This is a genomic window from Candidatus Eisenbacteria bacterium (assembly GCA_016235265.1).
Lineage (GTDB): Bacteria > Eisenbacteria > RBG-16-71-46 > RBG-16-71-46 > JACRLI01 > JACRLI01.
Window position 1 is genome coordinate 83,294 of the sequence record JACRLI010000011.1, and the last position, 21,716, is coordinate 105,009.

Consider the following 21,716-nt stretch of genomic DNA (forward strand, 5'->3'; position numbering starts at 1 on the left):
GAGGCGCAGTCAACAGTGCTTGTACTTCTTCACGCTGCCGCAGTGGCAGGGGTCGTTTCGTCCGGGGCGGCTCATCGGCGCCTCGCTAGCGGAGCAGCAGGAAGCTGGACAATGGCAGACAGATGATCCGAGGATCGGCGATCGGCTCCCCGTCCACCTGCCCGATCAACAGGCCGAACGGCGCGTTGTTCGCGGCCTTCTCGATGAACGTGCGGAGGCCCTCGGTGTGGGCCATCGGGTCGATCTTCCGCTGGTACTTCACCTCCAGGGGGATCCGCTTCGTGCCGATGGTCAGCACGAAGTCCACCTCGGGCTGGTCCCCCCGCTCGGGCAGGTGCGCCACATCCAGCTGGGAGATGGTTGCGAGCGCGGCCCCCACGACTCCCTCCGCGATGTGTCCGGCCAGCGTCGTGAGGTGCGATTCCTCCCGGAGCCGGGCGGGCGAGATGGGAACCACCTCCTGCAGCCAGCTTGCCCTGAGTCCATGGTCCGCGAGGCAGATCTTCGGGTTCCCGTGCCGCTTCTTCAACCGGATCTCCAGCGGACTCACGAGGCGAAGAAGGAGCGTCTCATGAAGAAAGCGCAGGTAGGTGTCCACACGCTGCGGACCCACGTTTGCGTTCAGCGCCCTCTGGGCCTCCCGGGAGAGCAGGGTGCGCCCCGGAGCCTGACCTGCATACCTGCACGCCAGCCGGAAGACCTCCTCCAGCAGCGCGGGATCCCGCTTGCGTCCGCGGTCTCCGATCCTCAGGTCGTGCTGGATGACCCTTCGAATGACCGTCTCATTGAGTTGATCCGCAAGGACACCCCAGTCAACGTCCGCCCTCTGGTGAACCAGGGGGTATCCACCGCGCTCGGAGAACCACTCGAAGACGCGATCTCTCTCTACTGCCCGCCCCGAACCGTGCCGGCGCAGGTCCCGCCAGAACTCCGGACGGGTCAGCGGCTCGAGGCCGTTGTCCTGGAGGAATGGCCCGCCGAGATCCACGCCACGAAAGCCCGCAATCTCGGTCAGTGAGAGGACCCCTGCTTCAATCGTGCTGATTCTCCCGGCCAGGCTGTCACGCCCCAATTCGATTCTCAGCGTGGAACTGCCGGTGACCAGGACCTGGGTCGTGGAGTTGTCAACGAGGAACTTCAGTTGCGGGGCCCAGTCCTTGAGGTTCTGGACTTCATCGAAGAACAGGTACGTCTTCTCGGCCTTCTTCGCCGCCTCGTTCAGGGTTCCACCCAGGACGTTGGCTTCGTACCAGTCCACCAGCCGCAGGATGGGCTCGCTCAGCTTGCGCAGCTCGGGCAGTTCATCCGCCTGGATTCGGAGGATGTTCCGCGCCGGGATCCCGGAGGTGAGCAGATCCGAGAGCACCTGGAGCTGCGCGGTCGTCTTGCCAATCTGCCTCGGGCCGCGCACGACGACGATGGGGGCGAGCCGGGTGCCCAGCCGGGCGTGCACCTGTCGCACGAGATGCCGCCGGGTCTCCGGCAGCTCCTGCATCGGCTTGCCCTCCCACCATGGGTTGAGCCGCCGCAGGTCCCGGACCAGGGCGTCCGGGAGCTTCAGTGAACTGAAGAGAACCGGGTCGTTCATGAGAGTGCACTATCCTTCATCGGGGGAAAAGGAACCGGGCACCGGGACCTGTCCGAAGGTCCGCCCGGACGAGAATACGCGACTCCGACTCCGCCATGTGGAGACATTCACGAACCGCGATGTCCGCGCGCAACTTCAAACCGCCCGAACTCCTCCGGCAACGGCGACTCGAACCACAGCTCCTCCCCGGTGACCGGATGATGGAGGCCCAGCACCGAGGCATGCAGCGCCAGGCGGCGCGCCCGCCAGCGGGGATGCCGCGCCCTTTCCGGCGCGTAGCGCGGGTCGCCCAGCACCGGGTGGCCGGCCTCGGCGAAGTGGACCCGGATCTGGTTGCGGCGGCCGGTCTCCAGGCGCACGCGCACCAGCGTGGCGCCCGGGTGGCGGGCTTCGACCTCGAAGTGGGTCACGGCCACCTCGCCGGCCTCCCCATCGCGGACGGAGTATCGCGACAGGCCCCGGCTGGTGGCAAGCCGGGTCTGGATCGTGCCCCGGTCCTCCCGGAGGCTGCCGGCCAGCAGCGCCAGGTACTCGCGGGTGGGCTCGTGCCGGCGGAACTGCCGGATCAGCTCCACCGCCGCCGCGCGGGTGACCGCGAAAATGATCACCCCCGAGGTGCCCCGATCCAGCCGCTGCACCACGTGCGGGCGTCGTTCCCGGCCGCCGCGGCCCAGGTGACGGGCCACGCGGTCCACCAGGGTGTCCGCCTCCATCTTGTCGGTGGGGATCGTGAGCACGAACGCGGCCTTGTCCACCACGATCACGTGCTCGTCCTCGAACAGCACGCGGAAGGCGGGATCCACGCGCTCCCGGGGCCTCGCGTGGCAGCGCGTGTGCGGATCGAAACGCACCTCGACCATGTCGCCGTCGGCCACCTGTGCCGCGGGGTCCGGTGCCGGGCGCGCGTTGATGGTCACGCGGTCGTCGTCGAACAGGCCCCGAACCCACGCACGGGAGACGCCGGTGAGCGCCTGTACCACCCGGTCCGCGCGGCCGGACTGCCCCGCGGTGACGCGGCAGCCAAGGAGTCTTTCAGCCATCGAGGCCCGCCCCGCCCCTGCCGCCGCGGGCCGCGGCGATCTGCCGCAGAATGAAGGACGATCGGTTCGCGCTCATGGCGACCGATTCTACCACCCGCGCGGCTGCAACCGCACCCCGCTTGACACGACGTCCCACCCGTTCTATATTTCGTCATATGGCGAATCGAGAGGTTGAGGCTCCCATGCGCAATCTCGAGCTGGCCCTGAAGGCGGCGGCGGACCCCACCCGGACGCGCATACTGCGATTGCTGGAGCCGGCGCCGCTGTGTGTCTGCCAGATCCAGGCGGTGCTGGGCCTGGCGCCCTCCACGGTGTCGAAGCACCTCACCATCCTCAAGCTCGCGGGCCTCGTGGCGGACCGCCGCGAGGGCCGCTGGATCCATTACGCGCTGGACCGGACCGGGCGCAACGCGTACGCAGACGGGGTCCTGGCCCTGGTGCGGCGCACCCCGAATCGCGAGCCCCGTCTGCTGGCCGACCGCCGCCGCCTGCGCGAAGTCCGCGCGATCCCGATCGAGGATCTGTGCGGCGTGTTGCCGCTGGCCCCGCCGGCTTCGCCCCGCGGTCGCTCCCGCCGCCCGGCATCGAAGGGGCGCCGTCATGACTGACGCCCGCCCGGCATCACCCACAGCGTCCCCGAGAACTCCGAAGGCCCGCCCCACCCTGCTCTTCGTGTGCATCGAGAACTCATGCCGCTCCCAGATGGCGGAGGGATTCGCCGCGGCCCTGGGCCAGGGAAGGGTCGCCGCGTACAGCGCGGGGTCGAAGCCCTCCGGGCAGGTGCATCCGGCCGCCGTCCGGTTCATGGCCGAGAAGGGCATTGACCTCGGCGGCCGCAGATCGAAGGGCCTGGATTCGCTGCCCGCCGGTGTGACATGGGACTACGTCGTGACGATGGGTTGCGGGGACGCCTGCCCCTCCCTGCCCGCCCGCCATCGTCTCGACTGGGAGCTGCCCGATCCGAAGAACCTGCCCGACGAGGAATTCCGTGCCGTGCGGGACCGGATTGAATCCCGGGTTCGTGAACTGATTGACCGGGCCATCCGGGGGGACTCTCGTGTCGGTTGAACATCCTCCCGCGAGGCACGCGGGCGTGTCGGGCGGCCTGTCCTTTCTCGACCGCTTCCTCACGCTGTGGATCTTCCTCGGCATGGCGGTCGGCGTGGGCGCCGGCTACCTGTTCCCCGGGATCGTGCCGCTGCTCAACCGCTTCAGCGTGGGCACCACCTCCATCCCCATCGCCGTCGGCCTGATCCTCATGATGTATCCCCCCCTGGCCAAGGTCCGCTACGAGGAGCTGGGCAAGGTCTTCCGCAACCGCCGCGTCCTGCTGCTCTCGTTGGTGCAGAACTGGATCATCGGCCCCGTGCTCATGTTCGCTCTCGCGGTGCTGTTCCTCCGCGACAAGCCGGAATACATGGTGGGGCTGATCCTGATCGGCCTGGCGCGCTGCATCGCCATGGTGATCGTGTGGAACGACCTGGCGAAGGGCGATCCCGAGTACTGCGCCGGGCTGGTGGCGTTCAACTCCATCTTCCAGGTGCTGTTCTTCTCCGCGTATGCGTACTTCTTCATCACGCTGGCCCCGCGCTGGTTCGGACTCGGGGGCGTGGCGGTGAACATCACCATCGGGGAGATCGCCCGGAGCGTGTTCATCTACCTGGGGATCCCCTTCCTCGCGGGCGTCGCCACCCGCTTCGCGCTGATCGCGGCGAAGGGAAGGGACTGGTACCAGCGGCGCTTCATCCCGAGGATCAGCCCCATCACGCTCATCGCGCTGCTGTTCACCATCGTGATCATGTTCTCGCTCAAGGGCGGGAAGATCGTGCAGCTGCCCCTGGACGTGGTGCGCATCGCCATCCCGCTGCTGATTTACTTCGTGGTCATGTTCGTGGCTTCGTTCTTCCTGAGCCGCTGGGCCGGAGCGGACTACCCGCAGTCGGCCACGCTCTCGTTCACGGCGGCGTCGAACAACTTCGAGCTGGCCATCGCCGTGGCGGTGGCCACATTCGGCATCCACCACGGCGCGGCCTTCGCCGCGGTCATCGGGCCGCTGGTGGAGGTGCCGGCCCTGATCGGGCTGGTGAACGTGGCGTTGTGGTTCCGGCGGCGCTACTTCAGGGCGGAACTGCCGGCCAGGCACGGTGGGGCCCCGGGATCCGGGCTGGCCCATGGGTGAGGTGAGGGCCCTCCAGCCGGATCCGGCGCGATCCCTCCGCCTGCTGCTCCCGGCCACGGGAGCGCTGCTGGCGTGGCTGGTGCTCTATTCCATCCTGAAGCCCGCCGCCGCATGGGTCTGCCGGGAAGCCCTGGGACTCGATCCCGCGACCCACTTCGGCAGCGCCGTGGAGTTCTTCGTGTACGAGACTCCCAAGGTGCTGCTGCTGCTGGCGCTGGTGGTGTTCCTCGTCGGCATGGTGCGCTCCTTCTTCACCCCCGAGCGCACCCGGGCCATCCTGGCGGGCAAGGCGGAGTCGGCGGGCAATGTGCTGGCGGCCGGGCTGGGCGTGGTCACTCCATTCTGTTCCTGCTCGGCGGTGCCGCTCTTCATCGGCTTCCTCACCGCGGGCATCCCCCTGGGCGTGACCTTCTCGTTCCTGATCTCGGCGCCGATGGTCAACGAGGTGGCGCTCGCGCTCCTGTTCGGCCTGTTCGGCTGGAAGGTGGCCGCCCTGTACACGGGAACGGGCCTCGCGGTGGCGGTGCTGGCCGGCTGGGTGATCGGGAGGCTGCGCCTGGAGCGCCACGTGGAGCCGTGGGTCTACCGGGTGGAGCCGGTGGCGGCCGCCTCCGGGCAGGTCCGGCTCACCTGGGACGGGCGCATTCGCCACGGCCTCGGCTCGGTCCGCGACATCGTCGGAAAGGTGTGGCCATTCGTCGTCCTCGGAATCGCCGTGGGGGCGGGCATCCACGGCTGGGTGCCGCAGGACTTCATGGCCTCCTTCATGGGGAAGTCCGCCTGGTGGTCCGTGCCGCTGGCGGTCCTGATCGGCGTGCCGATGTATTCCAATGCCGCCGGGATCATCCCCATCGTGCACGCCCTGCTCGAAAAGGGGGCGGCGCTGGGCACGGTGCTCGCGTTCATGATGTCGGTGATCGCCCTCTCCCTGCCGGAGATGATCATCCTGCGCAAGGTGCTCCGGCCGGTGCTGATCGGCACCTTCATCGGCGTGGTCTCCGTGGGGATCATCCTGGTTGGCTACCTGTTCAACTGGCTGGTTTGAAGGGGCGTCTCTCGCGCCCGGCATCGTGATAAGTTTCACAAGGAGGAGTCCTCATGACCCATATCCAGGTCCTCGGCCCCGGATGCCAGAAGTGCCAGGTGCTCTACCGGCACGTGGAGCAGGCGGTGAGGGAGCTCGGGCTCGAGTGCGAGATTGAGAAGGTCACCGACATCGGCGCCATCGTGGGTTATGGAGTCCTCTCCACCCCGGCGCTGGTGGTGAATGGCGAGGTCAAGGTCGTCGGACATGTCCCGTCGGCCCAGCAGATCAAGGAGGTCCTGTCGTGAAGCGCTTCACGGCTCTCCTGCTCACGGTGGCCCTGGCGGCGGGGACCTTCGCGCTGCTGGGAGCGAAGGCGAAGGCGCCCTCCCCGGCTCCCGCTCCACGCCCGGCTGAAGCCCGGCAGGGCCCGATTCCCCCGCGGGTGGTCGCGTACTACTTCCACACTTCCTACCGCTGCGCGTCCTGCCGCACCCTCGAGGCAAACTCGAAGGAAGCCATGGACAGCGCGTTCGCCGGGGAGATCAAGAGCGGGCGCCTGGCCTGGAAGGTGGTCAACATCGACGCGAAGGGCAACGGGCACTTCGCGAAGGACTACCAGCTCTTCACCAAGTCGCTGGTGCTGGTACGGGAAGTGCGCGGAAAGCGGGCGGCGTGGAAGAATCTCTCCCGGATCTGGGAGCTGCTCAATGACAAGCCGGCATTCCTGAAGTACGTCCGGGAGGAGACCCGCGCCTACCTCGGGGATGCCACGTGAGCGACCTGCTGGCCGCGGCCGGCTCGGCCCTGTGGCTGGGGATCCTGACCTCGATCAGCCCCTGTCCGCTGGCGTCCAACGTGGCGGCCGTGTCCTACATCTCGAAGCATGCCGGCTCGTCCCGCCGGGTCTGGATGGCCGGAGCGCTCTACTGCCTCGGGCGGGCCCTCACCTACCTCGCCGTGGGCTCCGTCGTCGTTGCCAGCGTGCTCTCGCTGCCGTCCGTGTCCATGTTCCTGCAGCGCGAGATGAACCGCATCCTGGGGCCGTTGCTGGTGCTCATCGGCCTGCTGACCCTCGGCTGGCTGCGCCTGCCGGGGATCACGATGCCCGGGACCCGCGCCTGGCAGGAGCGCGCGGCGCGTTCCGGTCCACTCGGGGCGGGGCTGCTCGGCATCCTTTTCGCGCTGTCGTTCTGCCCGGTGTCCGCGGGACTGTTCTTCGGCAGCCTGCTGCCGCTGACGGCAGCCTCGGACTCACCGGTCCTCCTGCCGCTCGTGTACGGCGTCGGGACGGGACTGCCGGTTGCCGTGCTCGCGCTCTTGATCGCCGGCGGCGCCCGGGCGCTGAGCCGGGGCTTCAACGCCATCACGCGCTTCGAGCGCTTCGCCCGCCCGGCGACCGGGGTGGTGTTCATCTGCGCGGGGATCTACCTGGTGCTCACACACTGGTTCCATCTCTCGCTGGTGTGAGCCCGGGGGTTGAAGCCCGGGCCGAGCCCGGGGTCGAACCGGGGGTGCAACCTGCGTCGCACCCGGCGTTGAACTCGGGGGCCCCCGGCCGCCCGAGGCCTGCTAGTCTGTTCCCCTCATGCCCATCCTGCTGAACTGCCAGTCCCTCGGAAAGTCGTACGGCCCGCACCCGCTCTTCCGGGGCGTGGGCCTGGGCGTTTCCGACGGCGAGCGACTGGGCCTCATCGGGCCCAACGGCTCGGGCAAGACCACCCTGTTGCGGATCCTCGCGGGTCAGGAAATCCCCGACGAGGGCGAGGTCACCCGCCGCCGGGGTGTGCGCGTGGGCTACGTGGCGCAGTCCGACGCGTTTCCCGGGGGCGCCACCCCGCTGGGATACGTGGCGGACGCCCTGCGACACCCGGTCCAGGCGGCCCCGGCCGACCACGATCACCACGAGGCCCACGAGCGCGAGACCGCCGCCGCGCTGGTGCTGGCCCGGGTGGGCTTTCGCCGCCACGACCAGGACATCGCGACCCTCTCGGGCGGCTGGCGCAAGCGCCTCTCCATCGCGCGCGAGCTGGCGCCCGAGCCCGACCTGCTGCTGCTGGACGAGCCCACCAATCACCTCGACCTGGACGGCATCCTGTGGCTCGAGGACCTCCTGGACGAAGCCCGCTTCGGCGTGGTGGTGGTCACGCACGACCGCTACTTCCTCGAGGAGGTGGCGGGCCGCATCGTGGAGCTGAATGCCGCGTACCGGGACGGCACCTTCTCGGTGGATGGCCCCTACAGCGAGTTCCTGGAGGCCCGCGCGGCGCATCTCGAGGCCCAGGCAAGCCAGGAGCAGAACCTGGCAGGCAGGGTGCGGCAGGACGTGGCCTGGCTGCTGCGCGGCGCCCGGGCCCGCCGCACCAAGGCCAAGGGCCGCATCCAGGACGCCACGCAGCGCATCGCGGAACTGGCGGAGCTGAAGCGGCGCAACACCACCGCCCCCGCGGCGGACATTGACTTCAGCGGCACCGGCCGCCGCTCGCGCGAGCTGCTGGTCGCCAAGGGCCTCTCGAAGTCCATGGACGGCCGCCCGCTCTTCTCGGGCGTGGACCTGACGCTCTCCCCCGGCTCGTGCCTCGGCCTGCTTGGCCCCAACGGCTCCGGCAAGACCACGCTGATCCGGGTGCTTACCGGGGAGCTGGAGCCCGACTCCGGGACGGTCAAACCCGCCGCCGGCCTGCGCGTGGCCGTGTTCCGGCAGGATCGCAGCCTCCTCGACCCCGCCCAGCGGCTGCGCAACGCCCTGTGCCCCGAGGGCGAGTCCATCGTCTACCGCGGTCAGGCCGTGCACGTCTCGTCCTGGGCGCGGAAGTTCCTGTTTCGATCCGGGCAGCTGGACGTGAGCGTGGGAGATCTCTCCGGCGGCGAGCAGGCCCGCATCCACATCGCCGGCTTGATGCGGCAGGAGGCCGACCTGCTGGTCCTCGACGAGCCCACCAACGACCTGGACATCCCGACCCTCGAAGTCCTGGAGGAGAGCCTGAAGGAGTTCCCCGGCGCGGTGCTGCTGGTGACGCACGACCGTTTCATGCTGGACCGCCTGGCCACGCAGGTGCTGGGACTCGACGGCCGGGGCGGGGTGAAGCTGCTCGCGGGAGTGTCGCAGTGGCTGGCGGCACAGGAGGCTGCGGCGACGGAGGCTGCCGGGGCCGCCCGGGCGAGCCAGGCCTCCCGTCCCGCCGTGACCCCGCGCGCGGCGAAGGACAGTGCCCGGCCCGGCCGGCTCGGTTACCTGGAACAGCGGGAGTGGGACCGCATGGAGACCTCCATCCAGGAGGCGGAGGCGCGGGTCGCCGCGCTGGAAGCGCAGATGGACGACCCGGGGCAGGCGGCGGACCACCTCAAGTTGGTGGAACTCTGCCGCGACCTCGACGCGGCGCACGCCGAGGTGGCCGCCCTGTACGAGCGCTGGGCCGAGCTCGAGGCGAAGCAGAAGTAGCCGGGCCCGGCTCAGGCGCGGCCCACGGGCTCCTGCCCCTGCGCCCCCCGCCCCTCGAACCACCCGTAGAGCACTGGCAGCACCACCAGCGTGAGCAGGGTGCTGGTGACCAGCCCTCCCATCGCCACCACCGCGAGCGGCCGCTGGATGTCCGCGCCGGAACCGGTGGCGAACAGCCATGGCGCCTTCCCGATGAAGGCGGTCAGGGCCGTCATGAGCAGCGGCCGGAAGCGCAGGTCGCAGCCCTTCCGGACGGTCTCCGGAACGCTCTCCCCGCGCTCCCGCAGCTGCCGGAAGAAGGCCACCAGCACCACGCCGTTCTGCACCGCGACCCCCAGCAGCATGATGAAGGCCACCGCGGCCGAAACCGAGAGTGGCATCCGGAAGACGACCACGGCGAACACGCCGCCCACCAGCGCGAAGGGCAGGTTGAGCAGCACCAGGAGCGAATTCCGGATGGAATTCAACGCCAGGAAGAGCATGATCACGATCAGGAGCAGCGCCACGGGCACGACGAATCCGAGCTGCCGCATGGCACGCTGCTGGTTCTCGAACTGGCCACCGTACTCGATGAAGTACCCGGCCGGCAGTTCCTTCGCCAGCGGGGCCAGGGCCCGCTGCGCGTCCCTGACGAAGCCGCCGAGGTCGCGGCCCCGCACATTCGCCTCCACGACCACGCGGCGCATCCCGTTTTCGCGGCTCACCTGCGCGGGGGCCTCCACCATCTCGTACCGGGCGATCTGCGCCAGCGGCACGCGCCCCCCGCCCGGCATGGGCACCAGCAGTCGCTCGATTCGCGGCAGGTCGCTGCGGGCCTCCTCCGCGAAGCGGACCACCACCGCGATTCGCCGTTGCTCCTCGATCAGAGTGGTGGCCTGCGTGCCGGCGAGCGCGGTCTCGATCGCCTCGTTCACCGAGCCGATCTGGATCCCGTGGCGGGCCGCCGCCGCCCGGTCGATCACCACATCCACCTGGGTCATCCCGGACACCTGCTCCACCTTCACGTCCTGGGCTCCGCGGACTCCCCCCAGCGCGGCCCCGGCGCGATCGGCAAAGGCCTTGAGGACCGCCAGGTCGGGACCGAACGCCTTCACCGCCAGGTCGCTCTTCACCCCCGAGATCAGCTCGTTCACGCGCAGCGCGATGGGCTGGGAGAAGGAATAGCGGAGCCCCGGAATCTGGCCCAGATCCTCCTGGATGGCCTCGATGAGCTGCGCCTTGTTCCGGCCCGTGCCCCAGCGTCCACGGGGCTTCAACATCACGAACACATCGGTCTGCTCCGGTCCCATCGGGTCCTCGGAGATCTCGGCGCGGCCGGTCTTGCAGACCACCGTAGACACCTCGGGAAACCTGAGCAGCCGCTTCTCAATGTACCCCGACACCTTCACCGCGCCCTCGAGCGAGGCGTTGGGCAGACGGACGACATTGATCGCGATGGAGCCCTCGTCCAGCGGCGGCATGAACTCCGTGCCGATCAGCGGGGCGAACAGGCCCGCCAGCACCAGCGCCCCGGCCGCGATTCCCAGGGTGATCCTCGGCCGCCGGATCGCGCGGGCCAGTAGCGCCGAGTAGCCGGCGCGCAGGCGGCGCGCAAAGCCGAAGGTCCTCTCCGCATCCTGGCGCAGGAGCACATCGGAAAACACGGGCACCAGGAGCAGGGCGACGCAGATCGACGCCAGCATGGAGATGAGCATGGTGGCGGCCAGCGGCGCGAACATCCGGCCTTCGATCCCCTGCAACGTGAACAGCGGAACCAGCACGATGGTGATGATGAGAACCGAGAAAGTCACCGGCCGTGCCACTTCCGCCACCGCCTCGGCGACGATGGCCCGTCGGAGTGCACTGTCGCGGCGTTCGGCGAGATGCCTGCGGATGTTCTCCACGACAACGATCGAGGCGTCCACCACCATGCCCACGGAGAACCCCAGCCCTCCGAGGCTCATCAGGTTCGCCGAGATGCCCACGGGCCCCATGACGATGAATGTCACCAGGAACGTGATCGGGAGCGAGATCACCACCACCAGCGCCGTGCGGAACTCACCAAGCAGCAGGAACAACACCAGGATGACCAGGAGCCCGGCCTCGAGCAGGGCCTTCACCACGGTCTCGATACAGGCTTCGATGAGTGAGGCCCGGTCGTAGAACACGTTGATCCGGACTCCCGGGGGCAGTGTGCCCTGGATCTTCGCAATGGTCGCCTTCACGCGGTCGACCACTTCCCGGGAGTTGGAGCCCTTGAGCATGATGATCATGCCGGCCACCACCTCGCCCTTGCCGTCGCGCGTCACCGCCCCCTGGCGGGGCTCGGCGCCGATGACCACGTCCGCCACGTCCCGCACGTACACCGGGGCGCCGCCGCTGGACTTGAGCACGATCCGCTCGACATCCGGGGTGTCCTTGAGCAGCCCCACCCCGCGCAGGTAGGCCTGCTCCCACCCGCGCACGATGATCCCACCCCCGGCGTTGGCGTTGCTGCGCTCGACCGCCTCCACCACCTCGCTGGAGGTGAGCCCGTACTTGAGCAGCTTGTCCGGGTCAAGCAGCACCTGGTACTGCTTGACGTAGCCCCCCACGCTGTTGACCTCGTTGACACCCGGGATGGGTTTCAGGAGCGGCGCCACCAGCCAGTCCTGGATGGACCGCAGCTCCATGGCGTCCTGCCGGTCGCCTTCCAGGGTGTACTGGAAGATCTCGCCCAGGCCGGTGCTTATCGGGCCCAACTCGGGCTCCACACCGGGCGGCAGTTGATCGCGGGCCCCGGCCAGGCGCTCGAAGACCACCTGGCGGGTCCAGTACATGTCCGCCCCGTCCTCGAACACGATCACCACCTGCGAAAGGCCGGCCTTCGAGGTGGAGCGCACCTGCTTCACCCGGGGCAGTCCCCGCATTTCCAGCTCGATGGGGTAGCTCACCCGTTGTTCCACGTCCACCGCGGCCAGCCCCGGCACCTTGCTCAGGATCATCACCTGCGTATTGGTGACGTCCGGGAAGGCGTCAACGGGCAGGCGCGACCACGCGAACAGCCCGCCCGCGACCAGCGTGCCGGCCGCCAGGAGCACCAGGAGGCGGTTGTTGAGCAGCGTCAACACCACGCGCACGGGCGGCCCCCTCAGTCCGCGCAGCCTGCGCCCATCTTCGAGCGCAGGACGTCGGACTTCATCAGGAACGAGCCGTCGCAGATCACGGTCTCACCGCCGCGGAGGCCGGAGAGGATCTCGACCCGCTCGCCCCAGGAACGGCCGGGCTGGACCGGCCTGCGCACGTAGTACTCGCCATGATGGTGGATGAACACGAACGACCTGCCGGCATCCTCCAGGACCGCGGCGCGGGAAACGGCCAGCGCCTCCTGCGTCCCGGGGAGGAACACCTGCACGTTTGCGAACATCCCGGCCAGCAGCCGTCCGCGCGGGTTCTTGACTTCGACCCGCAGCTTCACGGTTCGGGAGGCCGCCTCCATGGCGGGGCTCACCAGGTCCACCGAGCCCGGGAACTCCTCCCCGGGATAGGCCTTCACGGTGACCGTCGCCGCGAGCTTCCCGCCGCGCCGGGCCTGGTTCACGGCGGCCACGTCCCTCTCGTAGAGATCCGCCCACACCCACACGACACCGGCGTCGCCGATGGTGAGCAGGGTCTCTTCGGCCTTGGCCGTCTCTCCGGAGAACGCGTGCAGGGTGAGCACCGTGCCGGCCACGGGCGCGCGCAGCACCACGCGGCCACTGTTGGCACCCGATGCGGTGAGCCTCCTGGCGTCGGCCTCGGACATGCCCAGCCGGAGCAGGCGCCCCAGGGCGGACTCTGCGCGTATCTCCGCGGCCTCCAGCTCCTGCCTTCCCTGGAAGAATTCCCTCTCGGAAGTGATGCCCTCCTTGCGCAGCTCCGCCGTCCGGTCGTGGTTGCGGCGCGCCAGGCGGAGCGCCGCCTGAGCCTCCAGGTACGCCCCCTCGGCCTCCCCGATCGCGATGCTCTCCACCTCGATCAGGGGCTCTCCCTTTCGCACCGTCTCCCCGAGGGTCACGGATACCCGCCGGATGATGCCGCCGGCCTGGGTGCCCACGTGCGAGACCCGGCGCTCGTCGAAACGCACCTCGCCGGTGAGCTGCATGGCATCATGAACGTGTTCCCGCGCCACCTTCCCCGTCTTCACCAGGGCTCCCGACAGCAGCTCCCCGGGGACGCGGACCACGCCCGTCTCGTAGCGGCACTCTTCGCACTCGAAGGTCTTCATCTTGTGCTCGCAGGTGAGCCGGAACAGTTCCTCCACGGGGCGGTCGAGGTCCGAGATCTCCGCCTCCTCCGCGGATGCGGCTCCCCTGGTCCCGACCCCGGCGGCCGCGTGGCCCGCCTCCACCGCCGCGCTCTCCGGCGCGGCCGGTTGACGACCCTCCTGCGCGGTGGACCTGCCGCAGGACTGAATGAGCACCGCCAGCAGGAGCCAGGCGCCGGCGGATGCGAACACCGAACCAGTCTTCATTGGAAGTCCTCCCGCCCGATGAGAGCGTTGAGACGGCTGGACGCAAGCTGGGCCTCGGCGAGCGCCGAGAGATATTCGAGGCGTGTCCCGACGAGCGCGCGCCGGGCGTCAATCAGTTCGAGCAGGTTCGTCTCGCCGAGGGCGTACGCCCGCTCCATGATCAGCGCGGTGGACTCGGTGCGAGGGAGGATCCGGTCCCGGTAACGGACCGCGGTGCCCGCGGTGGCGACACTGGACCCGTGCGCCTCGATCACCGCCGATTCGATCTCGCGCCCCTGCCATTCGAGGTCCCGGCGGCCGGCGTCGAGCAGGGCGCGCGCCTGCGCGATGCGCCCGGAATTCCAGTTCCACAGCGGCACGTCCAGCGTGACCCCGGCGCCGTACGCCCTTCGGTCGGGCTCCGCGAGCCGGAAGGCCCTCAGGGACACGCCCGGGATGCGCGCGCGCTTTTCGACGCTCAGCCCGGACTCCAGGGAGCGGACCCGCGCCCGCGCGGCCAGGCGGGACGGATGGGTCGAGCGTGCTGCGGCAAGAGCCGAGTCCAGGTCCGGCACGCCGGGCACGGACGCCAGATCGGCCTGCACGCGGAGTTCCCCCGGCCACCCACCGCCCAGCCACAGCCTCAACTGGCCCTGGTGCGCCCGCCGCGCCCACCGGGCCGCATCCAGATCGCTGGCGATCTTCTCGAGCTCGATCTCGACGCGCGTGGCATCGGTGGGGCGAGCCTCTCCCAGCTCCACGCGCCTCGACACCGATCGCGCGAGCTCGGAAGTCTGGGACTCGAGGGCCTGGAGCGAGGCGACCCGGGCCTGGTCGTGGGCGAGGTTCACGAACAACTCGCGGAGTTGAAGCAGGACCTCGAGCCGGGTGGCGTGCGCATCCTCCGTGCTGGCCTCCACCAGCGCCTCCGCGGCGGAGACCCGGCTGCCCCGCTTCGCGAGCCACTCCAGCGGGATCGTGAGCTCCAGGCTCCACTCGCGCGGCGCGGCGGGATCCGGGGCGCCCTCGGGGCGCGTCAGGGCCGCGTCCAGCGATGGGTTCGGAATGGAGCCCGCGTCAGCCGCCACCCCGCGGGCCGCATCCACTCCGCAGAGACTCGCAGCCAGCCGGGGATGCCGGTCCACCAGGCCCTTGAGGTCCGGCCAGGAGATCCCGAGTGTGTCGGTGGGGAGCTCAGCCCGCGAGACCGGGGCCGGCGACGCTGCGGCCTGCGCGGCCGGGGCCCGCGAGGCGGCGGTCGGCGACCCTGCGGCCTGTTCCGCCGGGGCCCGCGAGGCCGCGGCGTGCGCTGCTGACGCGGGCGACGCCGTTGCCTGGGTCAGCGGCTCCGAGCGGACCGCGGCTGCCGAGGAGAGCAGGATCAGAAAGAGGACCTGAATTGCCGGGCCCGGCCTCCACGCGGAGACCGCCCACGCACGGAACGAGTGCATCGCCATCCACCTGCCTTCGAGAAGGAACTCCCCGCCGGGAATACCCGGCTAAGCCTGCGGCGCGGGCGCGATCGGTCGCGCCCGAAGCCAACCACCAGGACTAGGCGAGTGAGCGAGGAGGATGGAAGATGCGGTGCGCGAGGTCGGTTCCGGGGATTTCGAAGGACGTGTCGAAGGCGGAGCGGTACACGGGGGCGGTCCCGGTGGCGGGCATCGAATCCCCGGCCGGAAGCCCCGGGACATGCCAGGGACAGCAGGTGCAGGCGCAGTCCGACCCGCACGGGGCGCCGTCGGGGCACGCTCCAGGGCCGGTGTCCCCGTCACAGTGAGTGGCCTCGAGGGCCGCGGACGGATAGCCGGCCGCCGCCAGCAGCGGCGACGAACACGTCACCACCATCAGCAGCGCCCCCAGCAGCCCTCCGAAGATTCCGCGTACCATAGACATGTAAGTGTAGGAACGATGCCCGGAGGTGTCAATCGAGCGGCGTTTCGTGGCCCCGCGCCGCCCCCTCAATCCCACGCCCCCTTCACCGCCTCCTCGAAGCCCGGGAGCGCGCGCAGCGCGTCGCAGTGGGGGAACACGCGCGAGCTCACCATCAACGGGTCGCGCTGCGCCACGGCCAGGCGCACGTGTTGCAGGGCCGTGTCCCCGCAGCCCGCCGCGGCGGCGGCGACACTCATCCAGAAGTGCGAGACGTGTTCCAGCCGGGAGCGAGCCTCCAGTTCGTCGTAGACCGCCCGGGCCTTCACCGGCTGCCCCGACTTTCCCAGGAACCAGGCCATGGTGGCCAGGGCCCACACGTTGCGCCCCGAAGACGCCAGCAGCGCCGGCGACATCTCCTGGGCCTTCTGGACATCGCCCGCCAAGGCGTGCGCCCGCATCAAGGTCCACTGGGCCATGAATGAGCCGGCATCCGCCGCCACGGCACGGGCGGCCGCCTCGAGCGCGTCGCCCGGGCGGCCCGCGTAACCCAGGATGAACGAGTGGATGCACAGCGCCCAGGCGTTGAACGGGTCGTACTCCACCGCCCGGGACGTCTCCGCCAGGGCCTCCTCCACCGGCATCTTCCCGAACGAGTGCGACCACATCGCGCGTTCGCAGCGCGCCCGGATGTGGCGGGGATCGGATTCCAGCGCCTCGCGCCAGGAGACCGCCGCCTGCTCGATCCGGTGCTCGTACTGCGACTCCACGCTGGCCAGCGTGGCCCACGCCTCGGCCAGGCCCGGCTCGATCTCCAGCGCCCTGCGCGACAGCTCGCTGGCGCGGGGCATCACCTGGTCGCATGGAACCACACCGAACGTGCCCAGGAGCCGGTAGGAGTCCGCCAGCAGCGCCATGGCCTCCGCGTAGCGCGGATCCAGCTCCAGCGCCCGCTGGAAGAACGGGATGGCCTCCTGGATGAAGCGCCCCCGCTGCAGCAGCAGTGCGCGGCCCTTGAGGAACAGCTCATAGGCCTCCACGCTGTCGGTGCCCCGGCGCCCGCGCTCGCCCCCGGCGGCCCCCTGCAGCGCCACGCGCAGGCGGCCGGCGATGGCCTCCGCGATCTTGTCCTGCACCTCGAAGACGTCGGTCATCTCGCCGTCGTAGCGCTCCGACCACAGCGGGCGCCCGTCGGCGGCGTTCACCAGCTGGGCGGTGATGCGCAGCCGCGCGCCCGAGCGGCGCACGGTGCCGTCCAGCACCGCGGCCACGTCCAGCTTCTCGCCCACCGCGCGCGGATCCTCGCGGCGGCCCTTGAACGCGAAGCAGGAGGCGCGCGCGGCCACGCGCAGGCCCTCGAGCTGTGAGAGCGCATTGAGGATCTCGTCGGTCACGCCGTCGGCGAAGTACTCGTCGTCGGCGCCGCTCAGGTTTTCGAAGGGCAGCACCGCGATGGAGTTGTCACGCGCGCCGGCCGCCCGGGTGCCGCCGTCGGCCGCCTCCGAGAGATCCAGCCGGACGTCGCGGATGTCGCGCGGGCGCGCGTCGGCGTCCTTGCGCAGGCAGCGGCGCAGTACCTCGCGGACGCGGGCCGGCGTGCCCGCGGGCAGCAGGTTCCAATCGGGCTCCCGCTCCAGGATCCGCGCGATGAGGTCCGAGGTGGTGGCCCCTTCGAAGGCCGGCCGGCCCGCCAGGCACTCGAAGAGCAGGCAGCCGAAGGACCACACGTCGCTGCGCCGGTCCACCTGCCTGCCGCGCGCCTGCTCCGGGCTCATGTAGGCCGCGGTGCCCAGGATGGCCCCCGCGAGCGTGGCCCCCGGTCCCAGGGTCATGGTGGGGGAATCGCCCGGATCCCCCGACGGCGTCGGGGGCGCCTCGCTCCGCGCCAGGCCGAAGTCCAGCACCTTGGCCAGCCCGGAGTCCGAGAGCATGACATTGCCCGGCTTGAGGTCGCGGTGCACGATGCCCCGCTCGTGCGCCGCCTCGATGGCCGCGGCCACCTGGATGCCGACGCGGACCGCCTCGCGCGGCGGCAGCGGCCCGCGGGCCAGGCAGGCCAGCAGCGACTCGCCCTCCACCAGCTCCAGCACCAGGTGGGGCATGCCGCCGGACTCTTCGAGGCCGTAGATGGAGGCCACGTTGGGGTGGTTGAGCGCCGCAAGGGTCTGCGCCTCGCGGCGGAACCGCGCCAGCCGCTCCGCGTCCCGCGCGAATTCCGCGGGCAGCGCCTTGATGGCCACGTCGCGCCCCAGTTGCGTGTCGCGCGCGCGGTACACCTCGCCCATGCCGCCCGCTCCCAGGGGGGCCACGATTTCATAGGGTCCGAGCCGGGTGCCGGAAACGAGCATTGGGGCTCCTGGATGGTGGAGATTGAGGCGGCCGTGGAACGCAGCCTCATGAGTCTACGGCAGGAACCGGGTCAGCGCCATGGGCTTCCCGGCTCGGGGGCTTCCGTGTTGCGGGGCGGGACGACCGCGTGTACGTTCACGCCATGGACCCGGGCCTGCAGTCCTTCGTCCGCGACGCCCTCCTGCGGGGCCTCCCCCGCGGCGCCATTCGAGAGCAGCTCCACGCCGCGGGCTGGCGAGCCGAGGACACCGAAGCCGCGCTCTCCGCGTGGGCGGAGACGGACTTCCCCGTGCCGGTGCCGAGGCGCCGACCATACCTGTCCGCGCGCGAGACCTTCCTCTACCTGCTCATGTTCCTGGCGCTTTACGTGAGCGCGATCAACCTCGGCGGCCTGGTGTTCCAGGTGATCGACCGGGCGTTCCCGGATCCGCTGCGCACCAACGCATGGGATGGCTTCCGCCTGGGCCAGGTGCGACAGCACGTCGCCGCGCTGATCATCACCTTCCCCCTGTTCCTGCTGGTGGCGCGGGCCCTGGGGCGGGCCATGGCGCGGGATCCCGAGAAGCGCGGCTCGAAGGTGCGCAAGTGGCTCACCTACGTGACCCTGTTCGGCGCCGCGGGCACCCTGATCGGCGACCTGATCGCACTGGTCGTGGCGATCCTGGGCGGCCAGCTGGCGCGGGCCTTCCTGCTCAAGGTCGCCACGGTGTTCGTCATCGCCGGCGCCGCGTTCTGGTACTACCTGGCGGGGTTGCGCCAGGAAGAGGGCGAGGAAACCGCGGGAGCGCGGGCCCAGCCCGGGGTCCAGTTGGCGCGGCGCGCGGTGGCCTGGGCCTCGGCGGCGCTGGTGCTGGCCTCGGTGGTCGTGGCGCTGGGGATGCTGGGATCCCCCGGAACCGAGCGCCGCCGCGCGCTGGACCGGATCCGGGTGCAGCACCTGTCCGAACTCGCCACCCGGGTGGATGACTACTACACCCGAAAGCAGAGGCTACCGGGAGACATCGGGGAGCTGACCGGGGTGGCGGCCTTGCGGCGCGGCGCCCCGCCCGCGGGTCCCCTGCTGGACCCCGAAACGGGCCGTCCCTACACCTACTCGATCGTGGACTCGACGCACTACCGCCTGTGCGCGGTGTTCCTCGCGCAGGCCCGCCTGGACCCCGAGGCCACCGGCCCGATGGTGGACACCACCTTCGCGCCTTCGCGACACGGCGCCGGGCCCGGGTGCTTCACGCTGGAGGTTCGGGGGCGATAGTCCATGAAGCTCCTTCTGATCCGCCACGCTCCCGCGGTGCCCCGGGGCACTCCCGGGATTTCCGAGAACGTCCGGCCGCTCACGCCGGAGGCCGAACGTGAGTTCCGCTGCGCCGGGCTGTCTCCAGCGCGATCTCGATCATCGCCTGGAAGCGCGTGCGCCGCTCGTCGGCGCTCAGGTGGGTGCCCTTGCGGATGTGGTCGGACACGCTGAGGATGCCCAGCGCGCGCGCGCCGAACTCCGCCGCCAGCCCGTATAGACCTGCAATCTCCATCTCCACCGCCAGCACCCCCATCTTCTCCAGCACGTCGAACATCGCGGTCTGCGGCGAGTAGAACAGGTCCGAGGAGAACACGTTGCCCACGCGCACCGGGGTGCCCCGCTCGCGGGCGGCATCCACGGCGTGGGCCAGCAGCGCGTAGTCCGCGACCGCGGCGAAGTCGTGGTCCATGAACCGGATGCGGTTCACCTTGGAATCCGTGGACGCGCCCAGGGCCAGGATCACGTCGCCCAACTCGATGTCGGCCGCCAGCACCCCGCAGCTGCCCACCCGGATCAGGGTCTTCACGCCGTACTCGCGGATCAGCTCGGTGGCGTAGATCGAGCACGAAGGGATGCCCATGCCGTGGGCCAGCACCGACACGCGGCGGCCCTTGTACATGCCGGTGTAGCCGTACATGTTGCGGACGTCGTTCACCAGGCGGGGTTTCTCGAAGTAGCTCTCGGCGATCAGCTTGGCCCGGAGCGGGTCGCCGGGCATGAGCACCACGTCGGCGAAGTCGCCCGGCTGGGCGGACAGGTGAGGTGTGGGCATAACGTGACGGATCTCCTTGGCGCCTACGGCAGGCGCACCATCCGCGCGGTGCGCACGCCCTCCGCGCACGACACGCGCACGAAATACAGCCCGCTGGTGACGCGTTCGCCCGAACTGCCGCGCCCGTCCCAGGCCACGCGGTGCTCGCCGGCGCCAACGCCCGGCATGAACGAGTGCCACACGCGGCTGCCCCCGACGCTGAAGATCTCGGCCGTGGCGTCGCCGGACCTGACTATGTGGAAACGCAGCTCCACGCTGCCGCGCGCCGGGTTCGGCGAGGGCCGGTAGAGCGTGAAGACCGTGGGGCGCGGCCCGCCCACCCCCACCGCCGAGGCGGTGATGTGGAACAGGCTGTCACCCAGGTCCGCCGCCGCATTGACGGCGTGGTCGAAGGCCGTCACCCGCACCACCGCGCTGTCGCTGAGCACGGCCGGCAGCAGCCACGGGTAGCTTCCGCTGTTGGCCAGCGAGTGCGCCAGGGTGATCCATGCGCCGCCCGTGCCGGTCAGCGAGTAGTCCACGTTCACCGAGTCCACCCCGACGTTGTCGGTCGCGGTCCAGGTGACGTTGTGCGTGGAGCCACCCACCCACGACTCGCCGCCGACCGGCGAGGTCACCACGACCACCGGCGCCATGGTGTCGAGCGGCGGAAGGATGTGGAAGGCCGAGTCGCTCTGCGCCGTCCCGGTGTTCGAGGCGGCGTCCAGCGCCCGCACGCGCACGAAGGCGCTGTCGGTGGCCGGGCCGGGCAACGTCCACGGATAGCTGCCGGTGTTGGCCAGGCCCGAGGCGACCGGAATCCAGGGGCCGCCCGCGCCGTGGCGCGAGTAGTCCAGGCTGACCGAGGCCACACCCACGTCGTCGGTGGCGGTCCAGTTGATGTTGTGCGCGCTGCCCTCGTACCACGCCTCCCCACCCACCGGCGAGGCCACGGCCACCGCCGGCGCCGACTGGTCGGCGATGGCGAAGTCCGCCGCGCTCGACGCGGACGCGGAGTTGGAGGCCGCATCGTGCGCCGTGACGCGGACCCGCGCGGTGGTGGACGGCGTGGCAGGCACGGTCCAGGCGTACGAGCCGGAGTTGGCGATGCCGGTGCCGATCGGGTGCGCGTACGTGGCGCCGCCGTCGGTCGAGTAGGCCAGGTCCACCGAGGTCACGCCCACGTTGTCGGTGGCCGTCCAGGTGATGTTTTGACCGGAGCCCACGGCCCACGTCTCGCCACCCGCCGGGGCGGTGAGGCTGGCCGAGGGCGGGGCCTGGTCGGAGATGGTGAAATTCGCCGCGCTCGCGGCGGAGGTGGCGTTCGAGGCCCCATCGTGCGCGGTCACGCGCACGCGGGCCGCCGCCGTGGGCACGCCCGGCACGGTCCACGCGTACGAGCCGCTGTTGGCGATGCCGGTGGCGATGGTGTTGGGATACGTGGCGCCGCCGTCGGTGGAGTACGCCAGGTCCACGTCGGTCACGGCCACGTTGTCGGTGGCGGTCCAGGTGATGTTGTGACCCGAGCCCATGGCCCAGTCCTCCCCGCCCGAGGGCGAGGTGACCGTCACCACCGGGCTGGCCTGGTCGGCGATGGCGAAGTCCGCCGGGCTGGACGACGCGGCGGTGTTGGCCGCTGCGTCGTGCGCGGTGGCGCGCACGCGGGCGGTGGCGGTGGCCGTGGCGGGCACCGTCCACGGGTGGCTGCCGCTGTTGGCGATCCCGGT

19 protein-coding genes are annotated in these 21,716 nt (G+C 70.4%); 9 read left to right on the forward strand and 10 right to left on the reverse strand.

All coding sequences use genetic code 11. The features are described 5' to 3' along the window. Positions 1-9: 9 nt before the first annotated feature. The 3 genes from HZB25_06005 to HZB25_06015 all read right to left on the reverse strand — a co-directional run bounded on the left by HZB25_06005 (position 10) and on the right by HZB25_06015 (position 2,628). A complete protein-coding gene (locus HZB25_06005; GenBank protein ID MBI5836776.1) occupies positions 10-75 on the reverse strand; it encodes an SEC-C domain-containing protein in 66 nt (21 codons plus the stop codon). Between the two features lie 10 nt (positions 76-85). Next, positions 86-1,588, reverse strand: a complete 1,503-nt coding sequence (locus HZB25_06010) for an ATP-binding protein (protein MBI5836777.1) — start codon at positions 1,586-1,588, stop codon at positions 86-88. 107 nt (positions 1,589-1,695) lie between these two features. Then, positions 1,696-2,628 carry an RluA family pseudouridine synthase gene (locus HZB25_06015; GenBank protein ID MBI5836778.1) on the reverse strand — a complete coding sequence of 311 codons (933 nt, stop codon included), beginning with the start codon at positions 2,626-2,628 and terminating at the stop codon, positions 1,696-1,698. Positions 2,629-2,810: 182 nt separating this feature from the next. Between HZB25_06015 and HZB25_06020 the strand changes: the two genes are divergently transcribed. From HZB25_06020 to HZB25_06055, 8 genes are all read left to right on the forward strand, one after another. Next, the gene (locus tag HZB25_06020) at positions 2,811-3,236 is read left to right on the forward strand and encodes a winged helix-turn-helix transcriptional regulator (GenBank protein ID MBI5836779.1); all 426 of its coding nucleotides are present in this window, start codon (positions 2,811-2,813) and stop codon (positions 3,234-3,236) included. Then, on the forward strand, positions 3,229-3,696 hold the full coding sequence (locus tag HZB25_06025; protein MBI5836780.1) for an arsenate reductase ArsC: 468 nt from the start codon (positions 3,229-3,231) through the stop codon (positions 3,694-3,696). Before HZB25_06020 ends, HZB25_06025 begins: the two co-directional genes overlap by 8 nt. A gap of 82 nt (positions 3,697-3,778) precedes the next feature. Then, a complete protein-coding gene (gene arsB, locus HZB25_06030) occupies positions 3,779-4,807 on the forward strand; it encodes an ACR3 family arsenite efflux transporter (protein MBI5836781.1) in 1,029 nt (342 codons plus the stop codon). Next, entirely contained in the window at positions 4,800-5,852 is a 1,053-nt protein-coding gene (locus HZB25_06035) for a permease (GenBank protein ID MBI5836782.1), read from the forward strand. Before arsB ends, HZB25_06035 begins: the two co-directional genes overlap by 8 nt. A gap of 53 nt (positions 5,853-5,905) precedes the next feature. Beyond that, entirely contained in the window at positions 5,906-6,139 is a 234-nt protein-coding gene (locus HZB25_06040; protein ID MBI5836783.1) for a TM0996/MTH895 family glutaredoxin-like protein, read from the forward strand. Further along, positions 6,136-6,609, forward strand: a complete 474-nt coding sequence (locus HZB25_06045; protein ID MBI5836784.1) for a hypothetical protein — start codon at positions 6,136-6,138, stop codon at positions 6,607-6,609. Before HZB25_06040 ends, HZB25_06045 begins: the two co-directional genes overlap by 4 nt. Continuing rightward, positions 6,606-7,301, forward strand: coding sequence for a sulfite exporter TauE/SafE family protein (locus HZB25_06050; GenBank protein ID MBI5836785.1), 696 nt, complete (start codon positions 6,606-6,608; stop codon positions 7,299-7,301). Before HZB25_06045 ends, HZB25_06050 begins: the two co-directional genes overlap by 4 nt. A 118-nt stretch (positions 7,302-7,419) precedes the next feature. Continuing rightward, positions 7,420-9,273 carry an ABC-F family ATP-binding cassette domain-containing protein gene (locus HZB25_06055; protein MBI5836786.1) on the forward strand — a complete coding sequence of 618 codons (1,854 nt, stop codon included), beginning with the start codon at positions 7,420-7,422 and terminating at the stop codon, positions 9,271-9,273. A gap of 11 nt (positions 9,274-9,284) precedes the next feature. Here the strand turns inward: HZB25_06055 and HZB25_06060 are convergent, their stop codons facing one another. The 5 genes from HZB25_06060 to HZB25_06080 all read right to left on the reverse strand — a co-directional run bounded on the left by HZB25_06060 (position 9,285) and on the right by HZB25_06080 (position 17,943). Further along, positions 9,285-12,371, reverse strand: a complete 3,087-nt coding sequence (locus HZB25_06060) for an efflux RND transporter permease subunit (GenBank protein MBI5836787.1) — start codon at positions 12,369-12,371, stop codon at positions 9,285-9,287. An 11-nt stretch (positions 12,372-12,382) separates the two neighbouring features. Continuing rightward, complete coding sequence (locus HZB25_06065; protein MBI5836788.1) at positions 12,383-13,744, reverse strand: efflux RND transporter periplasmic adaptor subunit; 1,362 nt, start codon at positions 13,742-13,744, stop codon at positions 12,383-12,385. Then, on the reverse strand, positions 13,741-15,174 hold the full coding sequence (locus HZB25_06070) for a TolC family protein (GenBank protein ID MBI5836789.1): 1,434 nt from the start codon (positions 15,172-15,174) through the stop codon (positions 13,741-13,743). The genes HZB25_06065 and HZB25_06070 overlap by 4 nt, the downstream gene beginning before the upstream one ends. A 100-nt stretch (positions 15,175-15,274) precedes the next feature. Further along, a complete protein-coding gene (locus HZB25_06075; protein ID MBI5836790.1) occupies positions 15,275-15,613 on the reverse strand; it encodes a hypothetical protein in 339 nt (112 codons plus the stop codon). A 71-nt stretch (positions 15,614-15,684) separates the two neighbouring features. Further along, on the reverse strand, positions 15,685-17,943 hold the full coding sequence (locus HZB25_06080) for a protein kinase (GenBank protein MBI5836791.1): 2,259 nt from the start codon (positions 17,941-17,943) through the stop codon (positions 15,685-15,687). Positions 17,944-18,071: 128 nt separating this feature from the next. On the opposite strand from HZB25_06080, the gene HZB25_06085 reads away from it, so the two are divergent. Next, positions 18,072-19,196, forward strand: coding sequence for a hypothetical protein (locus HZB25_06085; GenBank protein MBI5836792.1), 1,125 nt, complete (start codon positions 18,072-18,074; stop codon positions 19,194-19,196). A gap of 79 nt (positions 19,197-19,275) precedes the next feature. Here HZB25_06085 and deoD read toward each other — a convergent pair whose 3' ends face one another. Both deoD and HZB25_06095 read right to left on the reverse strand, forming a co-directional pair. Continuing rightward, on the reverse strand, positions 19,276-20,010 hold the full coding sequence (gene deoD / locus HZB25_06090) for a purine-nucleoside phosphorylase (GenBank protein ID MBI5836793.1): 735 nt from the start codon (positions 20,008-20,010) through the stop codon (positions 19,276-19,278). 23 nt (positions 20,011-20,033) lie between these two features. Continuing rightward, positions 20,034-21,716: T9SS type A sorting domain-containing protein (locus tag HZB25_06095; protein ID MBI5836794.1), on the reverse strand; the 1,683-nt coding region annotated here is incomplete at its 5' end.

Bases quoted from the DNA above. Each gene is read 5' to 3' on its own strand.
- arsB (MBI5836781.1), top strand. From the start codon at position 3,779: ATGGCGGTCGGCGTGGGCGCCGGCTACCTGTTCCCCGGGATCGTGCCG.
- HZB25_06025 (MBI5836780.1), top strand. From the start codon at position 3,229: ATGACTGACGCCCGCCCGGCATCACCCACAGCGTCCCCGAGAACTCCG.
- HZB25_06015 (MBI5836778.1), bottom strand. From the start codon at position 2,628: ATGGCTGAAAGACTCCTTGGCTGCCGCGTCACCGCGGGGCAGTCCGGC.
- HZB25_06020 (MBI5836779.1), top strand. From the start codon at position 2,811: ATGCGCAATCTCGAGCTGGCCCTGAAGGCGGCGGCGGACCCCACCCGG.
- HZB25_06075 (MBI5836790.1), bottom strand. From the start codon at position 15,613: ATGGTACGCGGAATCTTCGGAGGGCTGCTGGGGGCGCTGCTGATGGTG.
- HZB25_06065 (MBI5836788.1), bottom strand. From the start codon at position 13,744: ATGAAGACTGGTTCGGTGTTCGCATCCGCCGGCGCCTGGCTCCTGCTG.
- HZB25_06040 (MBI5836783.1), top strand. From the start codon at position 5,906: ATGACCCATATCCAGGTCCTCGGCCCCGGATGCCAGAAGTGCCAGGTG.
- deoD (MBI5836793.1), bottom strand. From the start codon at position 20,010: ATGCCCACACCTCACCTGTCCGCCCAGCCGGGCGACTTCGCCGACGTG.
- HZB25_06080 (MBI5836791.1), bottom strand. From the start codon at position 17,943: ATGCTCGTTTCCGGCACCCGGCTCGGACCCTATGAAATCGTGGCCCCC.
- HZB25_06010 (MBI5836777.1), bottom strand. From the start codon at position 1,588: ATGAACGACCCGGTTCTCTTCAGTTCACTGAAGCTCCCGGACGCCCTG.
- HZB25_06035 (MBI5836782.1), top strand. From the start codon at position 4,800: ATGGGTGAGGTGAGGGCCCTCCAGCCGGATCCGGCGCGATCCCTCCGC.
- HZB25_06070 (MBI5836789.1), bottom strand. From the start codon at position 15,174: ATGCACTCGTTCCGTGCGTGGGCGGTCTCCGCGTGGAGGCCGGGCCCG.
- HZB25_06055 (MBI5836786.1), top strand. From the start codon at position 7,420: ATGCCCATCCTGCTGAACTGCCAGTCCCTCGGAAAGTCGTACGGCCCG.